Source organism: Pseudomonadota bacterium, assembly GCA_041395565.1.
In the GTDB taxonomy this organism is placed as follows: Bacteria; Pseudomonadota; Gammaproteobacteria; order UBA9214; family UBA9214; genus UBA9214.
Genome location: JAWLAI010000005.1, coordinates 153,011 through 178,195 on the forward strand (window position 1 = coordinate 153,011; position 25,185 = coordinate 178,195).

General features: G+C 65.6%; 26 protein-coding genes. 13 read left to right on the plus strand and 13 right to left on the minus strand.

Translation table 11 applies throughout. The annotated features are described in order from the left end of the window. Positions 1-519 precede the first annotated feature (519 nt). The 3 genes from R3F42_08610 to R3F42_08620 all read left to right on the plus strand — a co-directional run bounded on the left by R3F42_08610 (position 520) and on the right by R3F42_08620 (position 3,380). Entirely contained in the window at positions 520-1,998 is a 1,479-nt protein-coding gene (locus R3F42_08610) for a YdiU family protein (protein ID MEZ5542091.1), read from the plus strand. A gap of 109 nt (positions 1,999-2,107) precedes the next feature. Then, positions 2,108-2,506, plus strand: coding sequence for a hypothetical protein (locus tag R3F42_08615; GenBank protein ID MEZ5542092.1), 399 nt, complete (start codon positions 2,108-2,110; stop codon positions 2,504-2,506). Between the two features lie 211 nt (positions 2,507-2,717). Next, a complete protein-coding gene (locus R3F42_08620) occupies positions 2,718-3,380 on the plus strand; it encodes a class I SAM-dependent methyltransferase (GenBank protein ID MEZ5542093.1) in 663 nt (220 codons plus the stop codon). Positions 3,381-3,420: 40 nt separating this feature from the next. On the opposite strand, the gene R3F42_08625 is transcribed toward R3F42_08620, so the two are convergent. Further along, positions 3,421-3,543 (minus strand): hypothetical protein, encoded by a 123-nt coding sequence (locus tag R3F42_08625; GenBank protein ID MEZ5542094.1) that lies wholly within the window; start codon positions 3,541-3,543, stop codon positions 3,421-3,423. Positions 3,544-3,746: 203 nt separating this feature from the next. Here R3F42_08625 and R3F42_08630 point away from each other — a divergent pair, with 203 nt between their 5' ends. After that, complete coding sequence (locus R3F42_08630) at positions 3,747-4,187, plus strand: VOC family protein (GenBank protein MEZ5542095.1); 441 nt, start codon at positions 3,747-3,749, stop codon at positions 4,185-4,187. A gap of 478 nt (positions 4,188-4,665) precedes the next feature. Here the strand turns inward: R3F42_08630 and R3F42_08635 are convergent, their stop codons facing one another. Beyond that, positions 4,666-5,079: an MAPEG family protein gene (locus tag R3F42_08635; protein ID MEZ5542096.1), complete on the minus strand. Its 414-nt coding sequence runs from the start codon at positions 5,077-5,079 to the stop codon at positions 4,666-4,668. A gap of 38 nt (positions 5,080-5,117) precedes the next feature. Beyond that, the gene (locus R3F42_08640) at positions 5,118-5,723 is read right to left on the minus strand and encodes a glutathione S-transferase family protein (GenBank protein MEZ5542097.1); all 606 of its coding nucleotides are present in this window, start codon (positions 5,721-5,723) and stop codon (positions 5,118-5,120) included. Positions 5,724-5,834: 111 nt separating this feature from the next. On the opposite strand from R3F42_08640, the gene R3F42_08645 reads away from it, so the two are divergent. From R3F42_08645 to R3F42_08660, 4 genes are all read left to right on the plus strand, one after another. Continuing rightward, entirely contained in the window at positions 5,835-6,209 is a 375-nt protein-coding gene (locus R3F42_08645) for a helix-turn-helix domain-containing protein (protein ID MEZ5542098.1), read from the plus strand. A 97-nt stretch (positions 6,210-6,306) separates the two neighbouring features. Continuing rightward, on the plus strand, positions 6,307-6,954 hold the full coding sequence (locus R3F42_08650; GenBank protein MEZ5542099.1) for a hypothetical protein: 648 nt from the start codon (positions 6,307-6,309) through the stop codon (positions 6,952-6,954). Positions 6,955-7,020: 66 nt separating this feature from the next. Next, a complete protein-coding gene (locus R3F42_08655) occupies positions 7,021-7,524 on the plus strand; it encodes a hypothetical protein (GenBank protein ID MEZ5542100.1) in 504 nt (167 codons plus the stop codon). Between the two features lie 22 nt (positions 7,525-7,546). Beyond that, positions 7,547-8,233 (plus strand): transglycosylase SLT domain-containing protein, encoded by a 687-nt coding sequence (locus R3F42_08660; protein MEZ5542101.1) that lies wholly within the window; start codon positions 7,547-7,549, stop codon positions 8,231-8,233. Positions 8,234-8,320: 87 nt separating this feature from the next. Here R3F42_08660 and R3F42_08665 read toward each other — a convergent pair whose 3' ends face one another. Continuing rightward, on the minus strand, positions 8,321-9,109 hold the full coding sequence (locus tag R3F42_08665) for a zinc-dependent peptidase (GenBank protein ID MEZ5542102.1): 789 nt from the start codon (positions 9,107-9,109) through the stop codon (positions 8,321-8,323). Between the two features lie 515 nt (positions 9,110-9,624). Next, positions 9,625-10,722 carry a PA0069 family radical SAM protein gene (locus R3F42_08670; GenBank protein MEZ5542103.1) on the minus strand — a complete coding sequence of 366 codons (1,098 nt, stop codon included), beginning with the start codon at positions 10,720-10,722 and terminating at the stop codon, positions 9,625-9,627. Between the two features lie 146 nt (positions 10,723-10,868). Between R3F42_08670 and R3F42_08675 the strand changes: the two genes are divergently transcribed. Further along, a complete protein-coding gene (locus R3F42_08675) occupies positions 10,869-11,189 on the plus strand; it encodes a hypothetical protein (GenBank protein ID MEZ5542104.1) in 321 nt (106 codons plus the stop codon). A gap of 19 nt (positions 11,190-11,208) precedes the next feature. Here R3F42_08675 and R3F42_08680 read toward each other — a convergent pair whose 3' ends face one another. Next, complete coding sequence (locus R3F42_08680) at positions 11,209-13,062, minus strand: hybrid sensor histidine kinase/response regulator (GenBank protein ID MEZ5542105.1); 1,854 nt, start codon at positions 13,060-13,062, stop codon at positions 11,209-11,211. Positions 13,063-13,311: 249 nt separating this feature from the next. Continuing rightward, entirely contained in the window at positions 13,312-13,782 is a 471-nt protein-coding gene (locus R3F42_08685; protein MEZ5542106.1) for an OsmC family protein, read from the minus strand. Between the two features lie 393 nt (positions 13,783-14,175). Between R3F42_08685 and R3F42_08690 the strand changes: the two genes are divergently transcribed. Continuing rightward, positions 14,176-15,306, plus strand: coding sequence for an ATP-dependent 6-phosphofructokinase (locus tag R3F42_08690; GenBank protein MEZ5542107.1), 1,131 nt, complete (start codon positions 14,176-14,178; stop codon positions 15,304-15,306). A gap of 492 nt (positions 15,307-15,798) precedes the next feature. After that, positions 15,799-17,079, plus strand: a complete 1,281-nt coding sequence (locus R3F42_08695) for a DEAD/DEAH box helicase (GenBank protein ID MEZ5542108.1) — start codon at positions 15,799-15,801, stop codon at positions 17,077-17,079. Between the two features lie 130 nt (positions 17,080-17,209). Here the strand turns inward: R3F42_08695 and R3F42_08700 are convergent, their stop codons facing one another. From R3F42_08700 to R3F42_08710, 3 genes are all read right to left on the minus strand, one after another. Beyond that, entirely contained in the window at positions 17,210-17,737 is a 528-nt protein-coding gene (locus R3F42_08700) for a ferritin (protein ID MEZ5542109.1), read from the minus strand. Between the two features lie 265 nt (positions 17,738-18,002). Continuing rightward, positions 18,003-18,908, minus strand: a complete 906-nt coding sequence (locus R3F42_08705) for a polysaccharide deacetylase family protein (protein MEZ5542110.1) — start codon at positions 18,906-18,908, stop codon at positions 18,003-18,005. After that, complete coding sequence (locus R3F42_08710; GenBank protein MEZ5542111.1) at positions 18,908-19,750, minus strand: GNAT family N-acetyltransferase; 843 nt, start codon at positions 19,748-19,750, stop codon at positions 18,908-18,910. Before R3F42_08710 ends, R3F42_08705 begins: the two co-directional genes overlap by 1 nt. A 569-nt stretch (positions 19,751-20,319) precedes the next feature. On the opposite strand from R3F42_08710, the gene R3F42_08715 reads away from it, so the two are divergent. Continuing rightward, the gene (locus tag R3F42_08715; protein MEZ5542112.1) at positions 20,320-20,793 is read left to right on the plus strand and encodes a ribulose bisphosphate carboxylase small subunit; all 474 of its coding nucleotides are present in this window, start codon (positions 20,320-20,322) and stop codon (positions 20,791-20,793) included. Positions 20,794-21,118: 325 nt separating this feature from the next. Further along, the gene (locus R3F42_08720; GenBank protein ID MEZ5542113.1) at positions 21,119-21,850 is read left to right on the plus strand and encodes a glutamine amidotransferase; all 732 of its coding nucleotides are present in this window, start codon (positions 21,119-21,121) and stop codon (positions 21,848-21,850) included. Positions 21,851-22,053: 203 nt separating this feature from the next. Here R3F42_08720 and R3F42_08725 read toward each other — a convergent pair whose 3' ends face one another. Genes R3F42_08725 through R3F42_08735 form a run of 3 tightly spaced genes read right to left on the minus strand, consistent with a single transcriptional unit; the run spans position 22,054 to position 25,152 of the window. Beyond that, a complete protein-coding gene (locus R3F42_08725) occupies positions 22,054-22,587 on the minus strand; it encodes a ferritin family protein (GenBank protein ID MEZ5542114.1) in 534 nt (177 codons plus the stop codon). After that, positions 22,584-23,423: a 2-oxoacid:ferredoxin oxidoreductase subunit beta gene (locus R3F42_08730; protein MEZ5542115.1), complete on the minus strand. Its 840-nt coding sequence runs from the start codon at positions 23,421-23,423 to the stop codon at positions 22,584-22,586. Before R3F42_08730 ends, R3F42_08725 begins: the two co-directional genes overlap by 4 nt. A 1-nt stretch (position 23,424) precedes the next feature. After that, the gene (locus tag R3F42_08735) at positions 23,425-25,152 is read right to left on the minus strand and encodes a 2-oxoacid:acceptor oxidoreductase subunit alpha (protein ID MEZ5542116.1); all 1,728 of its coding nucleotides are present in this window, start codon (positions 25,150-25,152) and stop codon (positions 23,425-23,427) included. Positions 25,153-25,185: the final 33 nt, after the last annotated feature.

Here is a 25,185-nt window from a genome sequence, read left to right on the forward strand (position 1 = left end):
GCCGATGCCATAGCGACAGCCAAGCACTGGATGATGCGGCCTTCCATGGAGCAATGTTCTTGCCGTGGATTGCTTACGTTCTCGCCGGCATACCACATCTTGTGCCCAAGCTGGAATTGCTGGTATGTATTGGTTCTTTCCGGCCTTTATAGGCGGCTTCATTTCCGGATGGCTGGTCTGGTCAATTCGAGTTCCCAAATGGATGATATGGGCATATCCCCGAATCCAGGACCTAGCGGCGCTCAAGGCAGCAGCGATTGTCGAGCAAATCCTGTGGCCCGACGGTAGCTTGTTCAATCGAACTTTGATCTTATCGCGTTGAGAGCGCGAACAATTGGCCCAAATTGAGCGCGGTGCACTTTGATAGACCAAACGCCTGGCAAGCAGTTTCAGGGGAACATCTGGCCTGCGCAGCAGTCCATATGCCTCTGAACTGCTGCGTTTGGAAGCATGGGGTGTCGCACATGCTCTGCTGCAACCGGGCAATGCAGCGGTGACCGCAACCGGATCCTCGCAAGCGTGAAACCGATCCCCTTCAACAATACCTATCTGGACCTGGGCGAGGATTTCTACGTCCGCTCCCCGCCCACGGCCGTGGCGGATCCTGCGCTGGTCATATTCAACCACGAACTGGGCACCGCGCTCGGACTGACCGGTACCGGCCTGGACACGCCGGAGGGTGCCGCCATCTTCGCCGGCAACCGTATCCCGGCTGGCGCCGCGCCGCTGGCCATGGCCTATGCCGGCCACCAGTTCGGGCAGTTCGTACCGCAACTCGGCGACGGCCGCGCCCTGCTGCTGGGTCAGGTCACGGCACCAGATGGCACGCAGCACGACATCCATTTGAAAGGCACTGGTCGCACGGCGTTTTCGCGCGGCGGCGACGGGCGTGCCGCGCTGGGGCCGGTCCTGCGCGAATACCTGGTCAGCGAGGCCATGGCCAGGCTCGGCGTGCCGACCACGCGCGCGCTGGCCGCGGTGACCACGGGCGAGCAGGTCGCCCGGCAGGAATGGCTGCCCGGCGGCGTCATCACCCGCACCGCCCGCAGCTTCGTGCGTGTCGGCACCTTCGAGTATTTCGCAGCGCGCGACAACCAGAACGCCGTCACCCGGCTCGCCGATTACGTCATCGAGCGGGACTACCCTGACTGCCGCGAGGCGGACAATCCCTATCTCGCCCTGCTGGCAGCCGTCACCCGGCGGCAGGCCGCGCTGATCGCGCGCTGGATGCAGGTCGGCTTCATCCACGGCGTGATGAATACCGACAACATGTCCATCGCCGGCGAGACCATCGACTATGGCCCGTGCGCTTTCATGGACCATTACGCCCATGACCGGGTATACAGTTCGATCGACCGCTTCGGACGCTATGCCTACAACAACCAGCCGAACATCGGCCTGTGGAACCTCACCCGCCTGGCGGAAACGCTGCTGCCGCTGCTGGCCGACAGCCCCGATGCCGCGGTCGAGATGGCACAGGCGACCCTGAACGCCTATGCCGGTCTGTACGCGCACGAGTGGCTGCAGGGCATGCGTGCGAAAATCGGGCTGCGCAGTGCACAGGAGGATGACCGGACACTGATCGAGGATCTGCTCGATTGCATGGCCGGGAACCGGGCGGATTTCACACTCACGTTCCATTACCTGTCGGGACTGCCGCTGGACACGGCGGCGCAGGACACCGATGCACGCGCATTGTTCGCGGAACCGGCGGCCTTCGACCGCTGGGCGCGCGGCTGGCGCGCGCGGCTGCGCGGCGAGGGCAGCGGCGATAGCAGCCGGCAGGTCGCGATGCAGCAGGTCAATCCCGTGTACATCCCCCGCAATCACCGCATCGAGGCAGCCATCCGCGCGGCGGAGGATCGCGGCGATTTCTCCACCTTCAGGGAGCTGCACGCGGTGCTGCAGCAGCCGTACCTGCGACAATCCGGGGCAGACGCCTACCTGCTGCCACCCGCACCTGATGAAGTCGTTACGCAGACGTTCTGCGGGACGTGACCCGCGCCGGCAGCCACGCTGTCCCGCCTCCGCGCCCCGGCGCCGGCTGCTATACTCGTCTGGCAACCGTCGCTGCCATAGCTGACTCAACAAGGTGGAGGATTACAGCATGATCACACGTTCCGGCAGCCAGGCATGCGCGTTCGGGCTCGCGCTGCTGGCCAGTATCGCCGCGTTACCCGCCCGCTCCGCCGCGCCTGTCGAAAGCGAAGTGATCCGCAGCAAACCTGGCCTGCATGAACTGGTCAGGCGCGTGCTGGATGACCCGCACCGGGATTTTTCCAGTGTGCGCGGCCCCGACGACTGCGAGGACGAAGCGCTCTATCTCGGTACCAAGCAGGTGCTGGGTGACTACATAGCGGACCCGTCCGGCCAGCGCCCGATGTTGCGAGAGTACCTGCTTTCCGACAAGGCGCAGTGCAGCTGCACCCGGGCCGTCATCGGCAAGGATTTCGACATCCTGGTCGAGGATGTGGACCTGAACCTGCCGGAGTTACCCTGCTTCTGACCGCACCCGGGTCGGCACCGGCCGCCTAGCCGCCGGCCCACCCGATCCGGACCGTGCCCGGGTAGCTGCTGCCCCGTCTTAAGCCGCGTTGCAGATGAGTACCAGCTAGGCATCCCTGGGTCAGCACAGCCGCGTCAATACCGCGTACGCAGCTGCCCGTGCGTGCGCATGATTGCTTCCCCGACGGGTTTTGCCTAGTCTGGCATACGCCATGTCCAACAAGACCTTCACCCTGCCCGATACCCTGTACCGTTATCTGCTCGACGTCTCGCTGCGTGACGATCCGCTGCGCGAACGGCTGCGCCGGGAGACCGCGACGGACGCAATGGCACAGATGCAGAGCGCGCCGGAACAGGGTCAGTTCATGGCGCTGCTGGTCAGGCTCATCCGGGCGCGCAAGGCGCTGGAGATTGGCGTCTACACCGGCTACAGCGCCCTCTGCGTCGCCAGCGCCCTGCCCGCCGACGGCAGACTGGTGGCCTGCGATATCAATGCGAGCTGGACAGCGGTCGCGCAGCGCTACTGGCAGGAAGCCGGGGTGGACGGCAAGATCGAACTGCGCCTGGCGCCCGCACTGGAAACGCTGGACGCGCTGATCGCAAACGGGGAATCGGGCAGCTTCGATTTCGCGTTCATCGATGCCGACAAGGAGAATTACGCGGGTTACTACGAGCGCGCGCTGACGCTGCTGCGGCCCGGCGGCCTGATTGCCGTCGACAACACGCTCTGGTCCGGCCAGGTTGCCGATCCGGCATTCCAGGATACGGAAACCTGCGCGATCCGTGCATTCAACGAGTCGCTCCACCGCGACGAGCGTGTGGATATCAGCCTGATCCCCATCGCCGACGGACTGACGCTTGCACGGAAACGCTAGCGGGTTCCGCAGCCGTGGCTGCGGTACACTACCGGGATTGTCAGTACAGCAACAGGACCGCCATGGCGGCGATAATGACCAGAACAGCAGCCTCGACGAGTATGCCCCTGGTCGGAATCCGGGCGGGATGTTTGATCTCGTTGCGGGCGGAATCAAGGTTCATCGATGGTCTCCGTGCTGCACAGCCCTGTATATCGACCCCATGCCGGTACGCTTGACTCCGGGCCGGCAGCGCTCCCGCCAGGCGGTCACGACGCGTCCGCGCCTGTCCGCCGGTCAGGAGTGATCGTGACAGCCGGCTCCGGTTAACATCAGTACACCCCGACAAACCGCTGTCCGGCCGGCCGCAGCGCCGGGAGTCATCCGATGGATCCGAGACTACCGCCTTTTCATCTTGCCATCCCGGTACACGACCTGGGTGCCGCGCGCGCCTTCTATGGCGGCCTGCTGGGCTGTCCGGAGGGTCGCAGCGCAGCGCGCTGGGTCGATTTCAATCTCTTTGGACACCAGCTGGTCTGTCACCTCACGGCGGTGCTCAGCGGCAGCGACGTCGGTAAACATCACCACAACCCGGTGGACAGCCATGATGTACCAGTACCGCACTTCGGCGTAGTGCTCGACCGACCTGCCTGGGACGCCCTGGCCGCACGGCTACAGGCCGCCGGTCTGCAGTTCCTGATCGAGCCGCATGTCCGGTTTCGTGGACAGGCGGGCGAACAGGCCACGATGTTCTTGCTCGATCCGAGCGGTAATGCGCTCGAATTCAAGGCCTTCGACGACGTCGCCGCGGGATTGTTCGCGACCTGAGACACGCACGCACAGCGGCCGACCGCCGTCGGCAGCGCACACCGCGCTCTGCAAGCCCGCAGGCGCTATCCATCTACCAGGGCGCACCCGATGACACCCCGCCTCTGCCTGCGCCGCCGTGGCCCGGAGGCATCGTATCAAACACCTACGATGCGACGATCAGGCCGATAATCACGCCGGTGATCAACGCGAAGAAGGCAATCGTCAGTATCCCCAGCAATACACCGTCGCCGTCGCCGTGTTCTTGAGAATGTCTGCTACCCATACCGCAAGCCCCCGCCACACCATCAAGTATAGATGCCATGATGCAGAGAAATGCGCACAAAGCTTGGGCAAATCGGCATGCGCCGCAATCGCCTTGGCAGCAGGCGGATCACTGCACGTCCCGTGCACCCCGGCAGCGGAACCGGAGGCGGCGCCGGCCGGCCGGCAGAGAGACAGACAGACGCGGATGCTACGGGCGGCGCCGGCGCCGTATTCAGACGAGTCCGAGCAGCGCCAGTGCGAGCGTGACCTGTGCCGCCACCCCCGTGGCGAACGTCAGCACGCGCAGCACCGGCAGACCCAGGGTGAACACGATGTAATGTCCCAGCCGCGCGAGAAAATACACCATGCAGGCGACCACCGTTGCCCGGCTGCTGATGCCCGCCACCTGGAGCGCAAGCACCAGGGGCGCGAAGATCACGAGGTTTTCCACGGCATTGAGATGTGCACGCATCATGCGGTCCGCCCAGCGGACGCGGGTGGCGGTTTCACCCTGCGGATCCCACAGGGCGGTCAGCGGGCCCTGCTCCGCCAGGCGGTTGAGGATGTAGGGTAACCACATCAGCCCGGTCATCAGGGTCGTCAGCGTCAGCCAGTACAGTTCAGGGGCAAGCGGATGTGTTTGCATATCGAGGTGCTCCGGGTCGAGGGATGAGCGGGATGGTCTCAGTGCTGCGGTTTGCGCGGATACGCCGGACGCTGCTGCAGGCGTGCAAGGTAGTTGCGCAGCGCGGGGTAAGGCGCCAGCTGCTCGGGAAACCAGGCCAGGATGTAACCGGTCATGATGTCGGCGGCGCTGAAGCGGTCTTCCACCAGGTAATCCCGGCCCTGCAGCGCCTGCTCCAGCACACCCAGTGCCTGGCCGTAGCGCTGCTCCGCAAACGGGATGATCGCCCTGACTGCCAGCCGCTCCGGCAGTATCCTGCCATGCAGCATCATTTCCCAGGCGGGGCCCTCGAGCGTGGTGGCTGCGAAATACATCCACTGGTCGAAGGCGCGCCGACCCGGCCGGTCCGGCGCCGGCGCCAGGTCGCTGCCGGGCCCGGATTCGGCCAGCCATTGCACGATCGCGCCGCTTTCGATCATCACCTCGCCGTCGATCTCCAGTGCCGGCAGCTGCCCCAGCGGATGGATGGCGAGGTAGTCCGGTTGCTGCCCTTCCCCCCGGAACAGATCGATCGTCTGCAGCCGGTAGGGCAAGCCCAGCTCGTCGAGTATCCAGCGGACCCGCTCGGCACGGCTGCCGGACAGGTAATAGAGTGTCAGCTTCATTGCATCCCCCAGTAACTTTTATTTTGAAAGTAACTAGACTAGGACAGTGACTTCATAATTGCAAGTAAGTGTTATACTCATTTCTATCAACCCGATAGCGAATGACACCCGATGAACGACCGCAAGCGTTCAGCCTGCCCAGTGGCCTGTACCCTGGATCTGCTGGGGGACAAATGGACCCTGCTCGTGATACGCGACCTGCTGCTGGGCCGGCATACCTACAAGGAACTGCAGGCGGCACCGGAACGGATCCCCAGCAATATCCTGGCGAACCGGCTCAAGCGGCTGGAGCGCGAAGGCATCCTCAGCAAGACGCTGTACCAGGAACGACCGCCCCGCTACGCCTATCATCTGACCGCCAAGGGGCTGGACCTGGGGCCGGTGTTGCAGGCCATGCTGACCTGGGGCAGCACCCACGTGCCCGGCACCATGAGCAGGGAGGAGGTGCAGGCGCTGTTCGCGCGGCAGGGCCGGGATCTCGCCTGACCGGATTGCGCCGTCGCACCAGGCGACGCCCCGGTGTCTGTACGCAGGCACCATATTTTGTATTATTGCCGGCAGCACAGAGGGGGACTGCCGAATCATGCATGCCAGCGCCAGTTGTCGCTACAGCTTCCTCCGGCTGCTGCTGGCGCACTGCCTGTTCCTGACCGCACTGCCGCTCTGCCACGCTGCCGACACACCCGGCCCGACGCTCGCGGATGTCGACACGATCACCATCCTGCCGGTCGCCTTCCCTGCCGGCCAGACCGCCGCGGACAGGTCGGAAAACCTCGACAGCCTGTACGGCACGCTCGACGACTACATCTACAAGGCACTGCTGCGGAAACTGGCGCTGAAAGGCTACGTGCTCGACCGCCCCAGACAGTGGTCCGTTCCCGCCGACTGGTCGGTAGAAACGCTGCAGCAGCTGACGCCACAGGCACTCGCAGCGCTCGCACCGGCTTCCGCCAGCTATGTCGCATACCTGTTCGTCGAACAGGTCGATTCATCCTACGAAGTGGTGCACTCGGCCGGCTACGCGACGGTCTCGGCCATGATACTGCAGCGCGAGAGCGGCGCCGTCGTCTGGCAGCGCGGCGGCACCGGCTCGCATTCAGAGCACATCCTGCAGATTTTCAATCCGCTCAGCGGGCCCATCGGCATGCTGCTAACACCGGACAAGCATGCCGCCATCGAGGACGCATTCGGAAAACTCTTCGCCGAGCTGCCGGAACATAACTACGACTGACCCACGACTCGACTTTGGGGGGGAATGATGACAGCACGTGGATACCGCCACACGGCCCGTCTTCTGTTGGCAGGAATTGCCATCGCCGTTGCCGCCTGCAGCATCAAGACCGAGGGGCTGATACCCGACCGTCCGGTCGCGGTGACACGCCAGATCGACAAGACCGTCAGAGTGATGGAGGTCGCGGGCGGACACGCCTCGAAGTTCGGCCGCGAGGCCTATATCACCAACACGCAGTACCAGGAGGCGTTGTACCGGACACTGGCCGATTCGCTCCTCTTCTCCCGCGTGGTCGACTCCGGTGACGCGGACTGGAATCTGCACAGCGAAATCATCACCATCACCACGGAGGCCGGCATCAGCCCCACCTACGCGATCGTGGTGCAATACTGGCTCGTCGACCCGCGCACCGGCGAGGAGATCTGGCGTAAGGGCATCAACACGCGCCACCACGTGGAGTGGAACGAAGCCGTGGCCGGCGGTACGCGCGTTATCATGGCGGTCGAGGGCGCAACCAAAAAGAATCTGACGCAACTCGTGCAGGCTCTGGCAAGCGCCAACCTGCCCTAGCCCGCGCAAGGGAGGCCGGAACATGGATGCACGGCAACGGCGAAGACGGCGCAGCGGGACGCGAGCCCGCCGCCTGCGCCGGCGTATCCGCAGATACCGCCTGCTCGGCTTCTCCGTGGCCGCGCTGCTGGCCGGAACCGCCCTCTGGTCCTGCTCCACCAGCCCGCCGCACAACCTGCACGACAGCTGCGATATCTTCGACGACAAGGGTGGCTGGTACAAGGACGCCAAGCGTGCCTACCAGCGCTGGGGTGTACCGATCCACGTGCAACTCGCGATCATCTACCAGGAATCAAAATTCGTGGACGACGCCAAGCCGCCGCGCGACTATCTGCTGTGGGTCATCCCCTGGGGACGCGTGTCCTCCGCCTACGGCTACGCCCAGGCCAAGGACGAAACCTGGAACTGGTACCGGAAGAAATCCGGCAACCGTTTCGCGGACCGTGACGACTTCGCCGATGCCGTCGATTTCATCGCCTGGTACGGCAATATGAGCCACGCCATGCTGGGTATTTCCAAATGGGACGCCTACCACCAGTACCTAGCCTATCACGAGGGTCAGGGCGGCTACAAGCGCAGGACCTACAACAGCAAGCCCTGGCTGCTGCAGGTTGCCCGCCAGGTGGACAGCCGCGCCAAGGAATATCACACCCAGCTGGCACGCTGCGAAGACGATCTCGACAGCAGCTGGAGCCTGTGGCCGTTCTGAGGGCGGAGCAGCGCAGCCAGCGGCTGCCCGCACCTGCGGCAAGGTGCACTGCACTGACCGGTGACAGCGCGTGGCGGTGACTACCGCTCACTCGCGACCGCCCTGATCGCGCAGCAGGCGCGCTGCCGGATCCTGCCGGTAGTACTGCACCAGTTGCGCGTACACGGCCGGATAGGCGGCATGCAGCAGCTGCGGGGCCTCGAAGAAGTATTCACTGAACACGGCGAAGCACTCGGCGGGCGATTCGGCCGCATAGGCGTCGAGCGGCGTATCGAGGTCATGCGCGAGGCGTCGGTGCATATCCTCGTAGGCACGGGTGAAGGCGGCGGTCCAGTCAGCCATCGACATATCGCGATGCAAGGGCGGAAACCCGTTCACCCTGCCGTTGCGCATGTCCAACTTGTGCGCGCACTCGTGGATCACCACGTTGTAGCCTTCCCCGGCGGACTGCGCATGTACGTCGGCCAGCGAGATCACGAGCGGGCCGCGCTCCCATGCCTCCCCCGCGCGCAGGTCGCGCCCGCTGTGCACGAGGCCCGTTTCGTCCTCTTCCTCGAATTCGACGATGAATTCGTCCGGGTAGACGATCACGGTGGCCCATTCGTCGTAGAGCCCGAACCCGAGATTCAGGACCGGCAGGCAGGCACTGACCGCGATGAGCAACCGGTCCGATGGCGCCACCGCGCCGCCAGCGGCCGCCTCGAACACCTTTTCATGCAGGAACAGGGTCACCAGCCGGCGCAGCCGTTCCCGCTCCGCATGGTTCAGGCCACGACAGGCAGGCACGTACCCAAGCATGGCGCCGAAGTCGACTCCGGAAACCAGGTGCTCACCCAGGTAGCGTTCGCGCCGCCAGCGCTTAAACCAGGCGAGCATGGCACCACTTCACGACCCGGCACCACCGGATACACATGAGACAACGCTCCCCCCGCATGACCGAGCCGCAGGGCGGCGGCATAGGTCTGTCATCAGACTACCCCACCCTGTTCAGCACGGTGGCACGGGCTGCGCCACAGTCCGCGCCGCACCATGCCTGCCACGGGCGCAGCTGCCCGGCTGTTGCGCAATCGTCGCAACCGCACTCAAGTCGGCGGACCGCCGGCCGATGATGGCTTGTCTGGAAATGTGGGGGGACATTTCTGTGATCAGGAATATCTGCGCAGGTGTCTGTGCCGGCATGATGCTCATCATGGCGGCAACACCGGTCGTCATACTCTTCGTCGAACACGCCATCTTCTAGGCGAACGGGCGGGTGCATGTCCCGCACGCGCGCGTGGCGCATAGACCTGGAGCACCGCGCGCCGGGGCTGCTCCCTGCGCGCCGCCGCAAGACAGCGGAAAGCGCGCACCACCGGAACGCCTGCCGTGCATCATCCCGGCGCCGGCGCTCCTCAGAACAGCGCCTGCTGCGCTGCTGCGCCAGGCCGCCTGAAGTGCCGGGTCTCGAGCGCCGGCAGCGCTTGGAATCCCAGGCGCTTCCGCGCCAACGCAAAACGCCGGGCCAGCATGTCCGCATAAGCGCCGCCACCGGTCATCCGGGTGCCGAAGCGGGCAGCGTAGAGCTTGCCGCCATGCGCCTCGGACATGCGCCGGAACACGTGCTGCGCCATGCCCGGCCGGTACGCCTCCAGCCACTCCCGGAACAGATCCTTGATTTCATGGGGCATGCGCAACAGTACATAACCGGCATCCTGCGCACCGGCCTCCCGCGCCGTCCCGAGCAGGGTTTCGAGTTCGCCGTCCGTAAGTACCGGGATCAGCGGCGCGACGAGGACGCTGACCGGTACCCCGGCCGCTGCCAGGGTGCGCATGGTCTGCAGGCGACGCTGCGGTGTGGCGGCGCGCGGTTCCATGCTGCGCGCGAGTTCGCCCTGCAGGGTGGTGAGGGAGACGGCAACCTGAACCAGCCCCTTCTGCGCCATCGCCGCCAGGAGCTCGATATCCCGCTCGATCAGGGCCGACTTGGTCACCACCGAGCAGGGATGGTCGCAGTCGTGCAGAACCTGCAGCAGCTGCCGGGTGATCCGCAGCCGTCGCTCGACCGGTTGCCAGCCGTCGGTATTGATGCCGAGCGCGATGGGTCGACAGCGATAGCCGGGGCGCGCCAGTTCCGCCGCCAGCAGTCTGCCGGCGTCGGGCTTGCAGAACAGGCGTGTTTCGAAATCCAGGCCGGGCGACAGTCCCAGCCAGGCATGCGAGGGGCGGGCGAAACAGTAGACACAGCCATGCTCGCAGCCGCGATACGGATTGACCGACAGCTCGAAGGGGACATCCGGCGAGGTATTGCGCGTAATGAGCGTGCGTGCCGTATCCCGGCACACACGCGTGCGGTTCGCTGCGGCGGATTCGGTCTCTTCCGCACGCCACCAGCCGTCATCGACCGGCACCTGCCGGCAGGTTTCGAAGCGCGAGGCGTGATTGCTGAGCGCACCGCGCCCCTTCCCTGCCCGAAACGGTATCTCGTCCTCCACCGCATGCTCCGTGTGCAACAGCCAAGAACCGGTGTACAGTAGCACAGCGCGCCAGGACTGGTATCCCGACGCCGCAGCAAGGAATACGTCAATCAGCGCGCCGCGGCACATCCTCCCGGCTTGCGCCCGGATGAACCGCCGCCGTCAGCACAGGTGAAACCACGATGAGAGCGCAACCGGGACCCGGAGTCGCCGCCCTGTTACTCGCCCTGCTCGGGCATGGCACTCACGCCGCGGGCATCGATCTGGACTGCGAGACCCGGTCACGGCAGACGCTCGAACGTCTGGATGCCGCGGGCCTGCTGAACCGGGACGAACCCGACCGGCAGCGGGCGCTCGCCGTCATCCTGGAACAGTGCCGCGGCACCGAGGCCACGGCCCGGCAGCAGCACGAGACCGGCAAGCAGGAGGCGCTCGACAATTGGTTCTTCGAGCAGCATACCGAGAAGGAAGGGAACAGGCGCCTGCAGCGGCTGAAGCGCTGAGCTCGACCCGCCGGGTCGTTCAACACGCCGACTGGACGGCCTGCGACAGCTGCCTGTTGATCAAGGCCAGCAGTTCGTCCGCGGCAACCGGTTTGCGGATCACCTCGAGGCGATCCTGCCTGGCCTCCTGCTGTATCCGCGGGGAGATATCGCCGGTGAGGATGATGCCGGGGATCGCGGCCTGCGTGAGTTCCCGCACGCCGCGCATCACGTCGATCCCGGACCGGTTCATGGGCAAGCGGTAATCGGCGATAACCAGATCCGGCACGACCGCAAGCGCCTGACACTGCCGGTATGCCTCCTCGATATCCGCCGCGGCATGGACTCGGAAATCGTAGAGTTCCAGCATGTCGCGCATGGCCTCGCGTACTGCCCGCTCATCCTCGACCAGCAGGATAGTCGCTTCCCGGTGGTCGTTACCGACCAGCTTGCCCGCGTTGCCTGCCTGCAGCGCCCGCACCGGCGTGGTACCGCGCGGGACCTCCACGGCAAACAGGGAACCCTTGCCCGGGATGGACCGCACGTCGACATGATGCCCCAGGAACCGGGCCGAACGCGCGACGATCGCGAGCCCCAGCCCCCAGCCCTTGCTGCGGTCCCGGGCGGGATTGTCGAGTTGATAGAATTCCTCGAAGATCCTCTCGATCTGCTCGCGCGGGATACCGATGCCCGTATCCCAGACCTCGATGCGCAAATGCCCGCCCCGACGCCGGCATCCCAGCAGGACTCTGCCGTGTCGCGTATAGCGGATGGCGTTGGCGAGCAGATTGCGGATCATATGCTCCAGCAGTACGGGATCGCTGCGGATAACGGCGCCCGAAGATACCACGCGCAGCTCCAACCCGCTGTTGCTGGCATGGTTCATGAAGTCCAGCCGCAGCCGGTCCAGGAGCTCCGCAATCGGAAATTCCCTGACATCGGGCGCGACTACGCCACTGTCGAGCTTGCTCACATCGAGCAACGCATCCAGCAGGCTTGCCATCACGCTGATCGTGTCGCGCAATTCCTGCACGGCCCTGGCACGGGTCGGTTCCCCGTCGGCCTGCGCGAGCACCGCTGTCAGGAACGAGATCGTCTGCAGGGGCTGACGCAGATCGTGACTCGCGGCGACCAGGAAACGCGACTTGGCCGCGTTCGCCTCGGTAAGATCGGCCGTGCGCTCGGCGACGCGGCGTTCGAGCTGCGCGTTCAGCTTCTCGATGCGCGCCTTTTCGGTATCCAGGTGGGCGATGAGTTCGCTGTTCTGGAACTGCAGCAGCAGGCTGCGCCTGACCGTCGCATGCATCCGCAGCGCGTTCAGTGACAGGAAGGCGAGAAACAGGAACATGGCGCCGGAGATGGTCGCCTCGGTCTTGTTCCCCGCGATCAGCATATAAGAAGCCGCAGGGACCAGCGCGGGAAGCGAGAACGAGAAGAAGGCACCCTTGACGGCGGCGAGGGATGCGACCGATCCGGCGGTCAGGCCGCAAACCCAGAGCACCGCGATCCCGATATGGAGGGTCGAGCCGCGGGGCGCGAGCAAGAGGATTACCGCATCCCAGACGATGCCGGATACCAGCGCACCGGCAATGAACCAGGCCAGCCAGTAACCGGATTGCTGCAGTCTTGCGCGTGACTGCCGGTACCTGTGCACCAGGAGGCCGCGCGAGAGCGTGGTGAGGGTGAGCACTGCGAGCCAGCCGCTCAACACCGGTGCGGGCGTGACCGACCACAGTAAGGTAGCCAGTATCAGCGCGGCGACGACGGATGCGGTCAGCGCAATGGGCAACTGGTCATACAGGACCTCGACCTGCTGCGCGCGCAGCCTGCCCGCCGCGCCAACCGACGCCGGGCGCGGACCATCTTCGCCTGCAGTGACGTGGCTGCTCTGCATCAGCTGATCCTGCATGAATAATCAGGATATTAGCACTGAACGCCGGGGCGCGCCCGCATGGACGCAGGCGCCAGTCGGCACGGCAAACAGCGAGCGCCGACAAACAGTAATACGGCTTCCCCGCTTGTGCATAACCGTGGCAAACGCGCGTTCCGGCAACGGCGACCGCGCGTCCCCGTCACGTCCGGGATACGCGTGAACGGGCGATGCATCGCCCGCAAGGCGCACGGCATGCCTGCAGGTACGCCGTCACGCGTGCCCGTCTTCCACGTGCAGCACCGTGCCTGTCTCGTCCACTACGCGTACGCCGACGGGAATGCCGTCACGCACGGCCTGGGTCACGACGCAGTAGTCCTCGAACAGGCTGAAGCAGCGCGCCAGGCGCGCGCGGTCCGCGGGAAGGCCGGCGAGTGTCAGGTCAACGTCGATACCCATCAGGCGCAGGCGACCCTGTGCGTTGCGGCCGACGCTGCCGGTCACCGTGGCGCTGATTCCGCCCGGCGCCTGGTGACTTTTCTGCAGGCAGAACAGCAGGCTCGCACTCAGGCAATTGGCGACACCGGCGGCGATCAGGCGCGCGGCGTTGGGTCCGGCCTGGCCGCCGAGCGGGGCTGGCTCGTCGAGCAGCAGGTCGGGGACATCGGGCCAGTCGAACCGGACCCTGAACTCGAAGTTCTCCACCTGTTCGAGGTGGAGCGTGAACTGACGGATTTCGGACATGGCGGCAGGTATCCTCGGCTTGATGGAGTCAATGCTGGGTTGCGGCCGATTATAGGGACAATTTCCGGCTGCCGGTGCCGTGCCAACCGGCAGGCAAGGGCCGGGCAGGCGGCCGCGCTCCGGTAAAATGACCGGGACAGGCGCCGAAACAAGCGGTATGCAAGGCTCAAATCCGGCCGATCTAACCGTTTCCGGCGTCCCGAAGCCGGTTCCGGTAGGATATATTGCTGACGTTGCACAGCAGCCACAGTACCGGCCACCGGGCTGCTGCAGCACCGCCCGGGCGTCGATCTACACGCCCTGATCGGGTAGGGTATCAGATTGAAGCCATAGACCCAGCGCTGTCTCCGGCCACTACACCATCCCTTCCCCGGACGACAACGGGAGCAGAACATGAGCAAACATATCGGCATCCTCACCGCGGGCGGCGACAGCCCCGGCCTCAACGCCGCGATCAGGGGCGTCGCCAGGGCGGCCCTGAAGGAATACGACATGCAGGTGATCGGCTTCCGCGACGGTTTCCGCGGCCTGGTGGAGAACCGTACCGTGCGCCTGGAAAGCAATTCGCTGGCCGGTATCCTCACCGTCGGCGGCACCATACTCGGCACCAGCCGCGACAAGCCGCACAAGATGAAGGTGGGCGGGAAGGTACAGGACATGACCGATGTCATCGTCGAGAACTATCACGCCAACCACCTGGATGCGCTGGTCTGTCTCGGCGGCGGCGGCACCCAGAAGAACGCGTTGCAGCTGAAGCAGAAAGGCCTCAACGTGGTCACCCTGCCCAAGACGATCGACAACGATGTCTACGGCACCGACGTCACCTTCGGGTTCGATACCGCGCTGGGCATCGCCACCGACGCCATCGACCGCCTGCACAGCACCGCGCACAGCCACCACCGGATCATCGTGGTCGAGATCATGGGCCACCGCGCCGGCTGGCTCGCACTGGGGGCGGGTATCGCCGGCGGCGCCGACGTGATCCTGCTGCCCGAGATTCCCTACGACATCGACAGCATCGCCGAGGCAGTCCTGCGCCGCCGGAAGAGCGGCAGGAACTTCAGCATTGTCGCCGTCGCCGAGGGCGCGATGTCACTGGAAGAAGCAGGGGAAATGCGCGCCGCCCGGCAGCAACTCGAGGCGGCCGTCGACAGCGACGACAAGAAGTCGCGCAAGTTGGTCAAGGACAAGATCCGCAAGATGGAGGCCGGGCGCGGCGATCATGCCCTGAAGCTGGCTCACCAGCTCGAGAAGCGCACCGGGCTGGAAAGCCGCCCGACCATCCTCGGCTATCTGCAGCGCGGCGGCACGCCGTCGGCGGCCGACCGGCTGTTGGCCACCCGCCTCGGCACCGCCTGTGCCGATATGATCCATGCAGGTATCAGCGGTGTGATGGTGGCCGCCCGCGGCGAAGGTGTCGAGGCCATGCCGCTGGAGGAGGTGGCAGGCCGCAAGAAACTGGTGCCGCTGGATCATCCCTGGTTGGTGAGTGCGCGCCGGGTCGGCACGAGCCTGGGAGACTGACCGCAGGCAACCAACCACCGGCTGTTGCATTCCGCACCGGGACCATCAGGAGGCCGCCACGGCATGCCGGCAGTGCGCACGGCCCATGCCGGCCAACCAGGACTCACCGGTGCAGCCTTGGCGCAGGCACTTCTGTTCGTGCACCCATCCGAATGCACCCATTCCAACGACACCGGCATAGGGGCGCACACGCAGTGCAACCCGTACCGGGTGCGGCTCCTTGTCATGCCCGGTCGAGTCTGCGGCTGTCACCAGACCTGCAGTCGGCACGCAGCGGCCGACCGGACCGCGCCAGGCGCAAGGCCGTGAAATTGTGGCGTACCCCCTATAAATCCGGACTGTTTCCTGTATAGTGTGCCGCATATCCCGTGCACTTCGGTCTGCATGGAGATCCCCGCGGCAACCCATCCGGATCGCCTCGTTCAATTAACCGCATTCTGCCTGGACCGTCCCGTCTCCACAGCCGCAGGCCGATTCAGGAGTCATTCACGCATGTCATTCAATACGCTCGGCCTGTCGGCCGAACTGCTGCGCGCGGTCGCCGACCAGGGCTATCAGGAAGCCACGCCGGTACAATGTGCCGCCATCCCCGTCATCCTGGAGGGTCGCGACATTCTAGCCGGGGCGCAGACCGGGACCGGCAAGACCGCCGGCTTCACGCTGCCGCTGCTGCAGCGCCTCAATGCGAATCCGCAGCGTGGCAGGCAACGCCGGCCGGTGCGCGCGTTGATCCTGGTCCCCACCCGCGAACTGGCTGCGCAGGTGGGCGACAGCGTGAGCACCTACGGCAGATACCTGCCGCTGACTTCAGCCGTCATCTTCGGCGGTGTCGGCATCAATCCCCAGATCCAGATGCTGGCGCGTGGCGTGGATATCGTGGTAGCGACGCCGGGCCGCCTGCTCGATCTCGTGTCGCAACAGGCGCTCGATCTGTCCGCTATCGAGATCCTGGTGCTGGACGAGGCCGACCGCATGCTGGACATGGGTTTCATACGCGATATCCGCAGGATCATCGGCCTGCTGCCGCAGCGGCGCCAGAATCTGCTGTTCTCCGCCACCTACTCCAGCGAGATCCGGAAACTCGCGGACTCGCTGCTGGTCAGCCCCGCGCTGATCGAGGTGGCCCGTCGCAATACGGCGGCCGAACTCGTTTCACAGGTCGTGCATCCGGTGGAACAGCAGCGCAAGCGCGAACTGCTGTCGTTCATGATCGGGTCCCAGAATTGGCGCCAGGTCCTGGTATTCACCCGCACCAAGCACGGCGCCAACCGCCTGTCGAAACAACTGGAGCAGGACGGCATCAGCAGCGCGGCGATACACGGCAACAAGAGCCAGAGCGCACGCACCCGGGCACTGGCGGAATTCAAGCGCGGTGCGGTACGGGTGCTGGTCGCCACCGACATCGCCGCCCGCGGCCTGGACATCGACCTGCTGCCGCACGTGGTGAATTACGAATTGCCACACGTGCCGGAAGACTACGTGCATCGCATCGGTCGTACCGGCCGCGCCGGCAACGAAGGTTGCGCCGTATCGCTGGTATGCCACGAGGAACACCCGCTGCTGGCCGGTATAGAACGCCTGCTCAGGCGCGAGCTGCCGAAGGTGGTGATCCCGGGTTATGAAATCAGCGCCGATCGGCGCGCTGCTCCGACACCGGAGCGCGCCGCCGGCAGGGCCGCGCCGGCCGGCACTGCGCGGCAGGCCCCGCGCCAGCACCGCAACACCGCGGCGGCTGGCGGGGAACGCAAACGCCGGCAGCGTTCACGCACATAACGCCATCGGGCCGGACAGTGCATGACCGCTACGCAGCCGGCCACAGCGCGCTCAGGCGGGAAGCTGGGTTGCGCTTGCGCTGACCCGGGCGGAACGGCATAGGCGGCGTGGACTCACCCGCCACGTCGCGTCACGTCCCGGCAGTGGCAGCCTGCCCCTGCCCCATCTGCCTGGCGAGCGTGGCCAGTTCGTTGTCGATCATCAAGAGGCCCTGGCCCTGGTCGCCGAACAGACGCAGGCGCCCGAGGATGTCGTTCACGGTCGCCTCCTCCTCGATCTGTTCGGTAATGAACCACTGCAGGAACACGCTGGTGGCGTGATCCTTTTCCCGCAGGGCCGCATCCACCAGTTCGTTGATGGCGCCCGTGACCTCGCGTTCGTGCGCCAGTGTCTGCTCGAACATGTGCATGATGCCCGCCGGGCTGGCGGGCGGCGCAGCGATCGCGCTGAAACGGATCTCGGCATCCTGATTGATCAGGTAGCGGTAGATCTTCAGGGCATGGGCCATTTCCTCGCCGTGCTTGGCAAAGAACCAGGCCGCCGCGCCTTTGAGGTTCGCCGTCTCGGCCTGCGCCGACAGGCTCAGGTAGAAATAGGCCGAGTACATCTCACGATTGATCTGGGCGTTGAGACTGGACGCCATGTCCTTGGAAATCACTGCTACCTCCCGCCCTGCGGGCGATTGTTCCGTCCTCGCTGCGCAGGCAAGGTCGATGTGCCCCGTGCCCGCTCGCAACCGGGCCGGATGCACACGCCTCTGCGCCATGCGGAAAGCTTAACCCACACATTCTGCAGTAATCCACCCGGGAACCGGCCGGCGCGTGGGTATGCCCGCGACCGGCGCTACCCTGGACGCCATGGGGATGCCGGAAATCCGCATGTCCGTCGCCACGGCCCACCCGCTTCCCGCCGCTACGGCCGGTTCAGGCCATCCGGACGCAGGGATGTTCCGCGCGCCAGTGTCTGGCGATGTCCTCGCGCCGGCAGATCCACACCGCGTCGTGCGCCAGTATGTGATCGAGAAAGCGCGCGATCGCCCGTGCCCGCGCGGGATGTCCGCTGATGCGGCCATGCAGACCGATGCTCATCATCTTGGGGCTGTGCGCCCCCTCCAGCCATAACTGGTCGAATGCGTCCCTGAGCAGCCGGAAGAAATCCTCCCCGGAGGCGAATCCGTTGGGCAGCAGGTAGCGGGCGTCGTTGTTCACCAGCGTATACGGAATCACCAGGTGTGGCGGCGCGCCCTCCAACCAGTACGGCAGATCGTCGTTGTAGGCGTCCGAGCTGTACAGCAGTCCCGCCTGTGCGCGTACCAGGCGCCGGGTGTTCAGGCTGACCCGCCCCGTGTACCAGCCGACGGGACGCCGGCCGCAGATGCGCTCGATGGCTGCCAGCATCAGCCGGATGTGACGCTGCTCCTCGTCTGCGGACATGCCGTGATGGTCCAGCCAGCGATAGCCATGCCCGGCGATCTCGTGGCCTGCGGCGGCGAGCGCGTGGCCGATTCCGGGCGTGAGTTCCAGCGCCCGACCCGCGGCGAACGCCGTCAACGGCAGGTGGCGCTCGCGAAACAGCTGCAGCAGCCGCCATACCCCGGCGCGCGACCCGTACTCGTACATGCCCTCGACACTCGGATCGCGCTCCCGCTGCCGGGACGGGCGGCCGTAGAGTTCGTGCAGATAGGCCTCCGAGCTATCATCACCGTTCAGGACGCACGCTTCCGCACCCGCCTCTATGTTGAGCACGAACTGAACCGCGATCCGGGCGGCATTCGGCCAGCGCGGATGCGGGGGCTGGCCAGCGTAACCGGTCAGGTCGCGTTCGGACATCAGCCGAGCTCGAAGGTCGTGACGCCGAAGACGCGTTCATGTGCGAGCGCGGGGGCGGAACCAAGGTACATGCGGGCGCAGCCGAAGACCTCGTCCATACCGTGCCGCTGCACCAGCGCCATGGCTGCAGGGTTGTTTTCCGGGGCGTCGAGATACAGCGGCCCACCGGCGGCGAATTCCGCGAGGCGGGCATACAGGGCATCGGCCGCTAGTGCATCATCCGCGAACAGCGGGCCGATCTTGCAGCCTGCGCGGCAACGCCGCACCACGCCGTAGCCCGCAAGCCTGCCCTCGCGCCGGCAGGCCAGCGCCAGCGCAGCGGGCAGCGCGGTCCATGCACGCAGGAAGGCCGGGCGCGCCGCCGGGAAGCAGGTGCGGTCATACGCCGACAGCTGATCGAAGTCCACGGCCGAGAGCGGCACGATCTCCTCGTCTTGCCGTGCGGCCGCGCAATCCCCGGGTATCACGGCCCGGAAGCGCAGGTCACGATGGGAAAAGACGAAGCCGCCCCGGGCGTAGTAGGACTGCATCTCGAACACGCCGTCCAGCCCGATGGTCGCGCCCGGTTGCAGGCGCGCGAGCAGGCGGTCACGGCGGGCATGCCAGAGGGCATTGCCGAAGCCTTGACCACGGTATTCGGGCCTGACGATGAAGAAGCCCATGAAGCCGAAGGCACCTTGATAGGACGTGATGGCGCCACCGCCGATGAGCGCGCCTGCGCGCTCGGCGGCGATGAAGGCAGCGGGATCCGTGGCCCAGAACGCCGCGGCATCGTGCAGGCCGGGATTCCAGCCCTCGCGCGCGGCCCACTCGACCAGCTCATCCACTTCCGGCCTTGCCATTGCGCGTATCAGAAGGTCATCCGGCTCCGGCATCGCAGCGATCCTGCTCCCTGATTGATTGAATATGCGCCAGCTGCGCCCGGGCTGCCCTGCCCCTGGGCGGCCCCGGCGCCCGTGATCGCACGGTTCGCCATTCCATGTATATATAGAACATTTGCAATGAGAATGAAGCGGAATGACGGACAAGTGTTATCCGTAGACCGGATCAATCGAGCCTGGTCTATCGTTTGCCGTGTTCTGCACCGGATTCCGAATAGGTTTGTAGCGTGATCCGGTCCGCGTGCTCTCCGCATCGACATCACTCTATGAGACGCAACCGGGTCTATCACCAGAAACAATGAGTAATCCAGCTCGGCCGTCTGCATAATCGGTGCACTGATGACCCATCCTGCCGACAACCGCAGGGCGGGTTGCTGCAGCAGACAGGGGGATCGTAAACCACTGGCCGACCATTTGGACGCGGATCAGGATCACGCCTGCCACAGGGCCTGACCGGAACGGACACGGCCAGCGGTTTCAGCCAGCGACCGTAAACACAGCGAATGCAGGGATTGGAGAGGACACAACATATGAGCGCAACCGCACAGTCAATTCCACTGCACCTCGACCTGCCTGAACTGGCGAAACTGCGCTCACTCATCGAGAGCGGTTTCACCCATGACTGGCTACTGCGGATCGAGCACGCCGGCCGCTGCAACGCACCTGGCAGCAGCTGGCAGGAATGGGGTCAGCCGGCCTTTGCGATCACCGATGCCACCTCGGTGGTAACAGACGTGGCTGATTGTCATGTGCAGCACCCCACCCATGCCATCCGCTTACGGGCGGAGAAGCTGAATCCCCGGACGCAGATGCTTTACTGCATTTTCGACGCCGCCAAAACCGTGTCTCCCAGATTGCAGGTGGTACCGGCACCCGTTGCCGGCATGGCGCCGGCCAACGACTGGCTGGACACGTTCGCTGCCGGCATGACGGCCATCGGCAGCAGAAGCTGGCTGGTCGCGGCCATCTTAGGCCTACTGCTGTCCTCCGTCCTCATTTACTGACACCGTCATGATCTGACGGCCAGGAAAAATCCGTACCACACCCCGACTCGGATTTTTCCGTAGCGCAGACAGGGGGTGGACCACACATCAGACAAGCTCCGCCCCCGTGGTCTACCCTCTGTTCTTTTAGGTTCACAGCAGCGGCATCGATCCCGACCGAGTTGCGTACGCGCACGCGCTGACCGTGCGCTGCACCGACGCGAACCCCATCGAGCAGGAGTGGGTCAGATACCGGGCGGGCAAGCCGGTGGAATCCACCACGTTCGAACTGCACCGGGTCAAACAGATGTGATACAAAATAGGACCCATGCCCCCCAGAAAACCCGTGCTGATTCTGCAACTGCGGCCGGAGGACATCACGTCCGACAGCGAATACGCCTGCATCCTGAAATACGGCGGTCTGCGGGCCGATGATACCTGCAGGCTGCGCATCGAGCGGCACGGCATTCCCGCCGGCCTGGACCTGGAAGGCTATTGCGCGGTCATCGTGGGCGGCAGTCCGTTCGATATCAGCACGCCGGCCGAACGGAAATCCGCCATCCAGCTCAAGATCGAAGTCGACTTCGACCGGCTGCTGGCACAGGTCGTCAGCCGCGACTTTCCCTTCCTCGGCGCCTGCTCCGGCAACGGCCTGCTCGGCAACCACCTGGGCACCCGCGTCTCCACGCGCTACGGCGAGGCGGTGGGTTGCGTCACCCTCGACGTTACCGAGGCCGGCAAAGAGGACAAGCTGTTGCGCGGCCTTCCCGACCGGATTGACGTTCTGCTCGGCCACAAGGAGGCTGTGGATACCCTGCCCGCGGGCGCGGTGCTACTGATGACCGGCTCCGACTGCCCGGTGCAGATGTTTCGCGTCGGCGCGAACGTGTATGCCACGCAGTTCCACCCGGAAGGGGATGCGGAGGAATTCGTTTTGCGGATCGATACCTACCGCAATCATGGCTACTTCGAACCGCACGAGGCGGAGGAACTGAAGCGGCGGGTCAGCCTGCGGCCCACCCCGTATGCCCAGGAGATTCTCCGGCGCTTTGTCGCAAGCTATTGCCGCACACACTGACCGCGGCAACGATCGTCGGCGCATGGCCGCGGATCTCGACACCGCATGGCTGGCGACGGCCCGGTACCGGGCCAGCTCAACTTCGCGCACGAGCGGAGCCCACAATACCGCAGCAGGGATTACTCAGACCCGCGAACGACAACATGCCCCGAACCGCCGTCAAGCCGTGACCGCAACGAACCGCAGCGCCGGCGGCACCCCGATCATCCCTCCGGCATGTTGGGCGGGTCGAGGTCTTCCAGGGGGGGGTCGTTCGATACCTCGTCACGCTCTATCCAGGCCAGCAGCAGTTCGACGTGGCCCTGCTCCTCGCCGGCCATTGCGGCGGCCAGCCGGCGGACTTCCGCATCGGGTGATTCGCGCGCAATCCAGGCATAGAAGTCCCGGCCACGGATTTCGTTGTGCACCGCGACATCCAGCGCCTGGCGCAACGACATGAGGTAATGGACCATTTCACTGAAGCAGTCCCCGCCCTCGGGGTAATCGGGACAGTTCCAGTTGAATTCCCAGGGCGCGATGTCGGGCAGCGCGAGACCGCTGCACAGCGACCGCACCTCGTCCGCGTGCTTCATGCTGTAATGCATCAGTTTGCGGAACAGCACCGCGACCTCGGCGTTGTGATGCACCTCCATGACATCTGCCAGCATCTCGTAGCGCTCCGCGGACTCGTCTTCCATCGCCTGCGCATGCGCGAGGAACTCCGGCAGCGAGTCGATCATCCTGGTGCCGCCGGTCATACCCTGAAGCCCGCCTCGATGCCGGACAGGTCACCCGTGCCGCCAGGCACCGGCCGCCATACCGGCAGCTGTTCGGCGTAGAGTATGCCGGTACCCTTGCCGTCGTCCTGCTGGATCAGGTGCGCCGCTTCGGCGGCGGTGACGGTCGTTTCGATGCGGCAGGCATGCACCTGCTGCTTCCACGCCTTGTGCTCGGGGCGAAAGGTCGGACAGGGGCTCAGCACATGCAGGAACGAAAACCCCTGGTGCCGGATGGCCTCCACCAGCAGCCGGGTGAGCTCGATGGGATCGCCGGAAAATCCGCGCGCGATGAAGCTCGCGCCCGAGGCCAGCGCGATACCGGCCGGACGGAAGCGCGGCACCCCGGTGCCGTGGGGCGTGAGCTTGCTCCGGGTCCAGTCCGGCGCCGTGGTCGGCGAGGCCTGACCCTTGGTCATGCCGTACACCTCGTTGTCCATCGCGATGTAGGTCATGTCCATGTTGCGCCGGCAGGCATGCAGGAAATGGTTGCCGCCGATGGAGAAGCCGTCGCCATCGCCGCCCGCGACCAGCACGGTAAGGTCGGGCCGCGCCGCCTTCAGGCCCGCAGCCACGGCCAGGGCGCGGCCGTGGACCCCGTGGAAGCCATAACTGTCGACATAGGCCGGCAGGCGCGAGGAGCAACCGATACCCGAGATCAGCGCCACCTCCTCCCGGCGCAGCCGCAGGTAGGCCAACGCCTTGGTGACGGCGGCGAGTACAGCGAAATGTCCGCAGCCCGGACACCATACGGGCTTGAGCGCCGACTTGTAGTCCCTGGCCTTGAGGACGGCAGCTGTTGCTGTGGCAGTGGTCATGTCAGTTCTCCGCGTCGAGGGCTGTGATGATAGCGCCGGGCCGCAGCGGCAGAGGCCCGGCATGACAGTAGCGCCGCGCATGGGCAGGCAGGGCATCGAGTGATTTGAGATAACGGAAGCACTGCCCGCTCTGGTTCTGTTCCACCACCAGCAGGGTTTCGGCGCCGGCAAGCGCGGCGCGCAACGCTTCGACCTGCAGGGGCGCGAGCAGGCGCAGCGCGATCACCCGGGTCGGACGGCCGGCGGCGGTAAGGCGCGCGGCCGCCTCGAACACCGCACCGGCGCTCGACCCCCAGGTCAGCAGGCAGACCGCACCGGTGCCGCGCTGCACTGCCCAGTGCTCGCCGTAATCGAAATCCGTCAGCTTGCGCAGGCGCTTCTCCAGCTGTTCTGCATGGTCGTGTGGCAGACTGGACGGTGTGCCCAGGGCGTTGTGCTCGAGACCGTCGCCGGTGTACATGCCCGCGGGCGTGCCGGGGATCGCCATCGGCGATATGCCATCCGCGGTGATGCGGTAACGCCGGTATGCTGCGCCGGGTGTCCCCGCTGTCACCCGCTGCAGTTCCCCCGCGCAGTGTTCGGGCGGATCGACCACGCCGCGCGCCTGGCCGAGCAACTGGTCGCTGAGCACGATGGCGACCGTCTGCAGGTGCTCGGCTAGCTGCACCGCCCACTGCGTCGTGAACGCGCAGTCGCGGATATCCAGCGCGGCCAGCACCAGGTGCGGGGCGTCGCCGTGGAAGCCGTACAACGCGATATTGAGATCCGCCTGCTCGGACTTGGTCGGTATGCCGGTGGACGGGCCGCCGCGCATCACGTTCACCACCACCACCGGGGTCTCGCTGGCGATGGCCAGTCCCAGGCCTTCGCTCATCAGGCTCAGACCCGGCCCCGACGTGGCCGTCAGCGCGGGCACACCGCCGAAGGACGCGCCGATGATCATGTTCACCGAGGCGAGTTCATCCTCTGCCTGCAGCAGCGCACCGCCGGCCTGCTCCAGCCGTGGCGCCAGCCATTCCAGCATCTCGCTCGCCGGGGTGATGGGATAGGCCGCCACCAAGCGCACGCCGGCGCGGATCGCACCCAGCCCGCTGGCCTCGTTGCCGCTGATGTTCCAGCGTTCCGGCGCGCCGTCGACGCTGTCGGCCGCGGGCAGCACGGTCTCGCCGCCGGCAAAGGCGGCGCGCACGCAGGTCAGTGCGGCCTGCACCACGTCCGCGCCTTTGTGCCGCAGCACCTTGCGCACGGCGGTCTCGATGACAGCCAGCGGCAGACCGGCGACGGCGGCGGTGGCACCGAGCGCCGCCATGTTCACACGCCCGCCAGCGACCGCATCGGCATACTGCCGGAACGGGATCTCGAGTACCCGGGCGCCGCAGGCAGCGAGACCTTCCGGTACCGGCCCGAGCGCGGGATCGGTCAGGATGACGCTGTCCCGGCCCAGCGGAATCTCGTCGAGAAAACGGTTGATGTTGTTCCAGTCCAATCCCACCAGGACATCGAACATGTCACCCATGCAGGTAACCGGCCGCGCGGCATAGCGCAGCATGGCGGCGGATTCGCCGCCGCGGATCTGCGGCCCGGCCGAGCGGGTCATCAGCCCGTAATGCCCGGCTGCCGCCACGGCCGCCAGCAGGATCTGGCCCGCCGTCAACGCACCGCTGCCGCCGGAACCGGTGATCGCGATCGCGCGGGCCTGTCCGCCGCTGTCCGCTATCGATGTTTGCATGGATTTACCGGTCGGTGGATTGGCGTGTTTAGC

Coding starts and splice junctions, on each gene's coding strand:
- R3F42_08735 (MEZ5542116.1), bottom strand. CDS start 25,152: ATGCAAACATCGATAGCGGACAGCGGCGGACAGGCCCGCGCGATCGCG.
- R3F42_08620 (MEZ5542093.1), top strand. CDS start 2,718: ATGTCCAACAAGACCTTCACCCTGCCCGATACCCTGTACCGTTATCTG.
- R3F42_08640 (MEZ5542097.1), bottom strand. CDS start 5,723: ATGAAGCTGACACTCTATTACCTGTCCGGCAGCCGTGCCGAGCGGGTC.
- R3F42_08730 (MEZ5542115.1), bottom strand. CDS start 23,423: ATGACCACTGCCACAGCAACAGCTGCCGTCCTCAAGGCCAGGGACTAC.
- R3F42_08685 (MEZ5542106.1), bottom strand. CDS start 13,782: ATGTCCGAAATCCGTCAGTTCACGCTCCACCTCGAACAGGTGGAGAAC.
- R3F42_08690 (MEZ5542107.1), top strand. CDS start 14,176: ATGAGCAAACATATCGGCATCCTCACCGCGGGCGGCGACAGCCCCGGC.
- R3F42_08705 (MEZ5542110.1), bottom strand. CDS start 18,908: ATGTCCGAACGCGACCTGACCGGTTACGCTGGCCAGCCCCCGCATCCG.
- R3F42_08680 (MEZ5542105.1), bottom strand. CDS start 13,062: ATGCAGAGCAGCCACGTCACTGCAGGCGAAGATGGTCCGCGCCCGGCG.
- R3F42_08725 (MEZ5542114.1), bottom strand. CDS start 22,587: ATGACCGGCGGCACCAGGATGATCGACTCGCTGCCGGAGTTCCTCGCG.
- R3F42_08635 (MEZ5542096.1), bottom strand. CDS start 5,079: ATGCAAACACATCCGCTTGCCCCTGAACTGTACTGGCTGACGCTGACG.
- R3F42_08625 (MEZ5542094.1), bottom strand. CDS start 3,543: ATGAACCTTGATTCCGCCCGCAACGAGATCAAACATCCCGCCCGGATT.
- R3F42_08650 (MEZ5542099.1), top strand. CDS start 6,307: ATGCATGCCAGCGCCAGTTGTCGCTACAGCTTCCTCCGGCTGCTGCTG.
- R3F42_08665 (MEZ5542102.1), bottom strand. CDS start 9,109: ATGCTCGCCTGGTTTAAGCGCTGGCGGCGCGAACGCTACCTGGGTGAG.
- R3F42_08630 (MEZ5542095.1), top strand. CDS start 3,747: ATGGATCCGAGACTACCGCCTTTTCATCTTGCCATCCCGGTACACGAC.
- R3F42_08710 (MEZ5542111.1), bottom strand. CDS start 19,750: ATGGCAAGGCCGGAAGTGGATGAGCTGGTCGAGTGGGCCGCGCGCGAG.
- R3F42_08660 (MEZ5542101.1), top strand. CDS start 7,547: ATGGATGCACGGCAACGGCGAAGACGGCGCAGCGGGACGCGAGCCCGC.
- R3F42_08695 (MEZ5542108.1), top strand. CDS start 15,799: ATGTCATTCAATACGCTCGGCCTGTCGGCCGAACTGCTGCGCGCGGTC.
- R3F42_08645 (MEZ5542098.1), top strand. CDS start 5,835: ATGAACGACCGCAAGCGTTCAGCCTGCCCAGTGGCCTGTACCCTGGAT.
- R3F42_08615 (MEZ5542092.1), top strand. CDS start 2,108: ATGATCACACGTTCCGGCAGCCAGGCATGCGCGTTCGGGCTCGCGCTG.
- R3F42_08675 (MEZ5542104.1), top strand. CDS start 10,869: ATGAGAGCGCAACCGGGACCCGGAGTCGCCGCCCTGTTACTCGCCCTG.
- R3F42_08715 (MEZ5542112.1), top strand. CDS start 20,320: ATGAGCGCAACCGCACAGTCAATTCCACTGCACCTCGACCTGCCTGAA.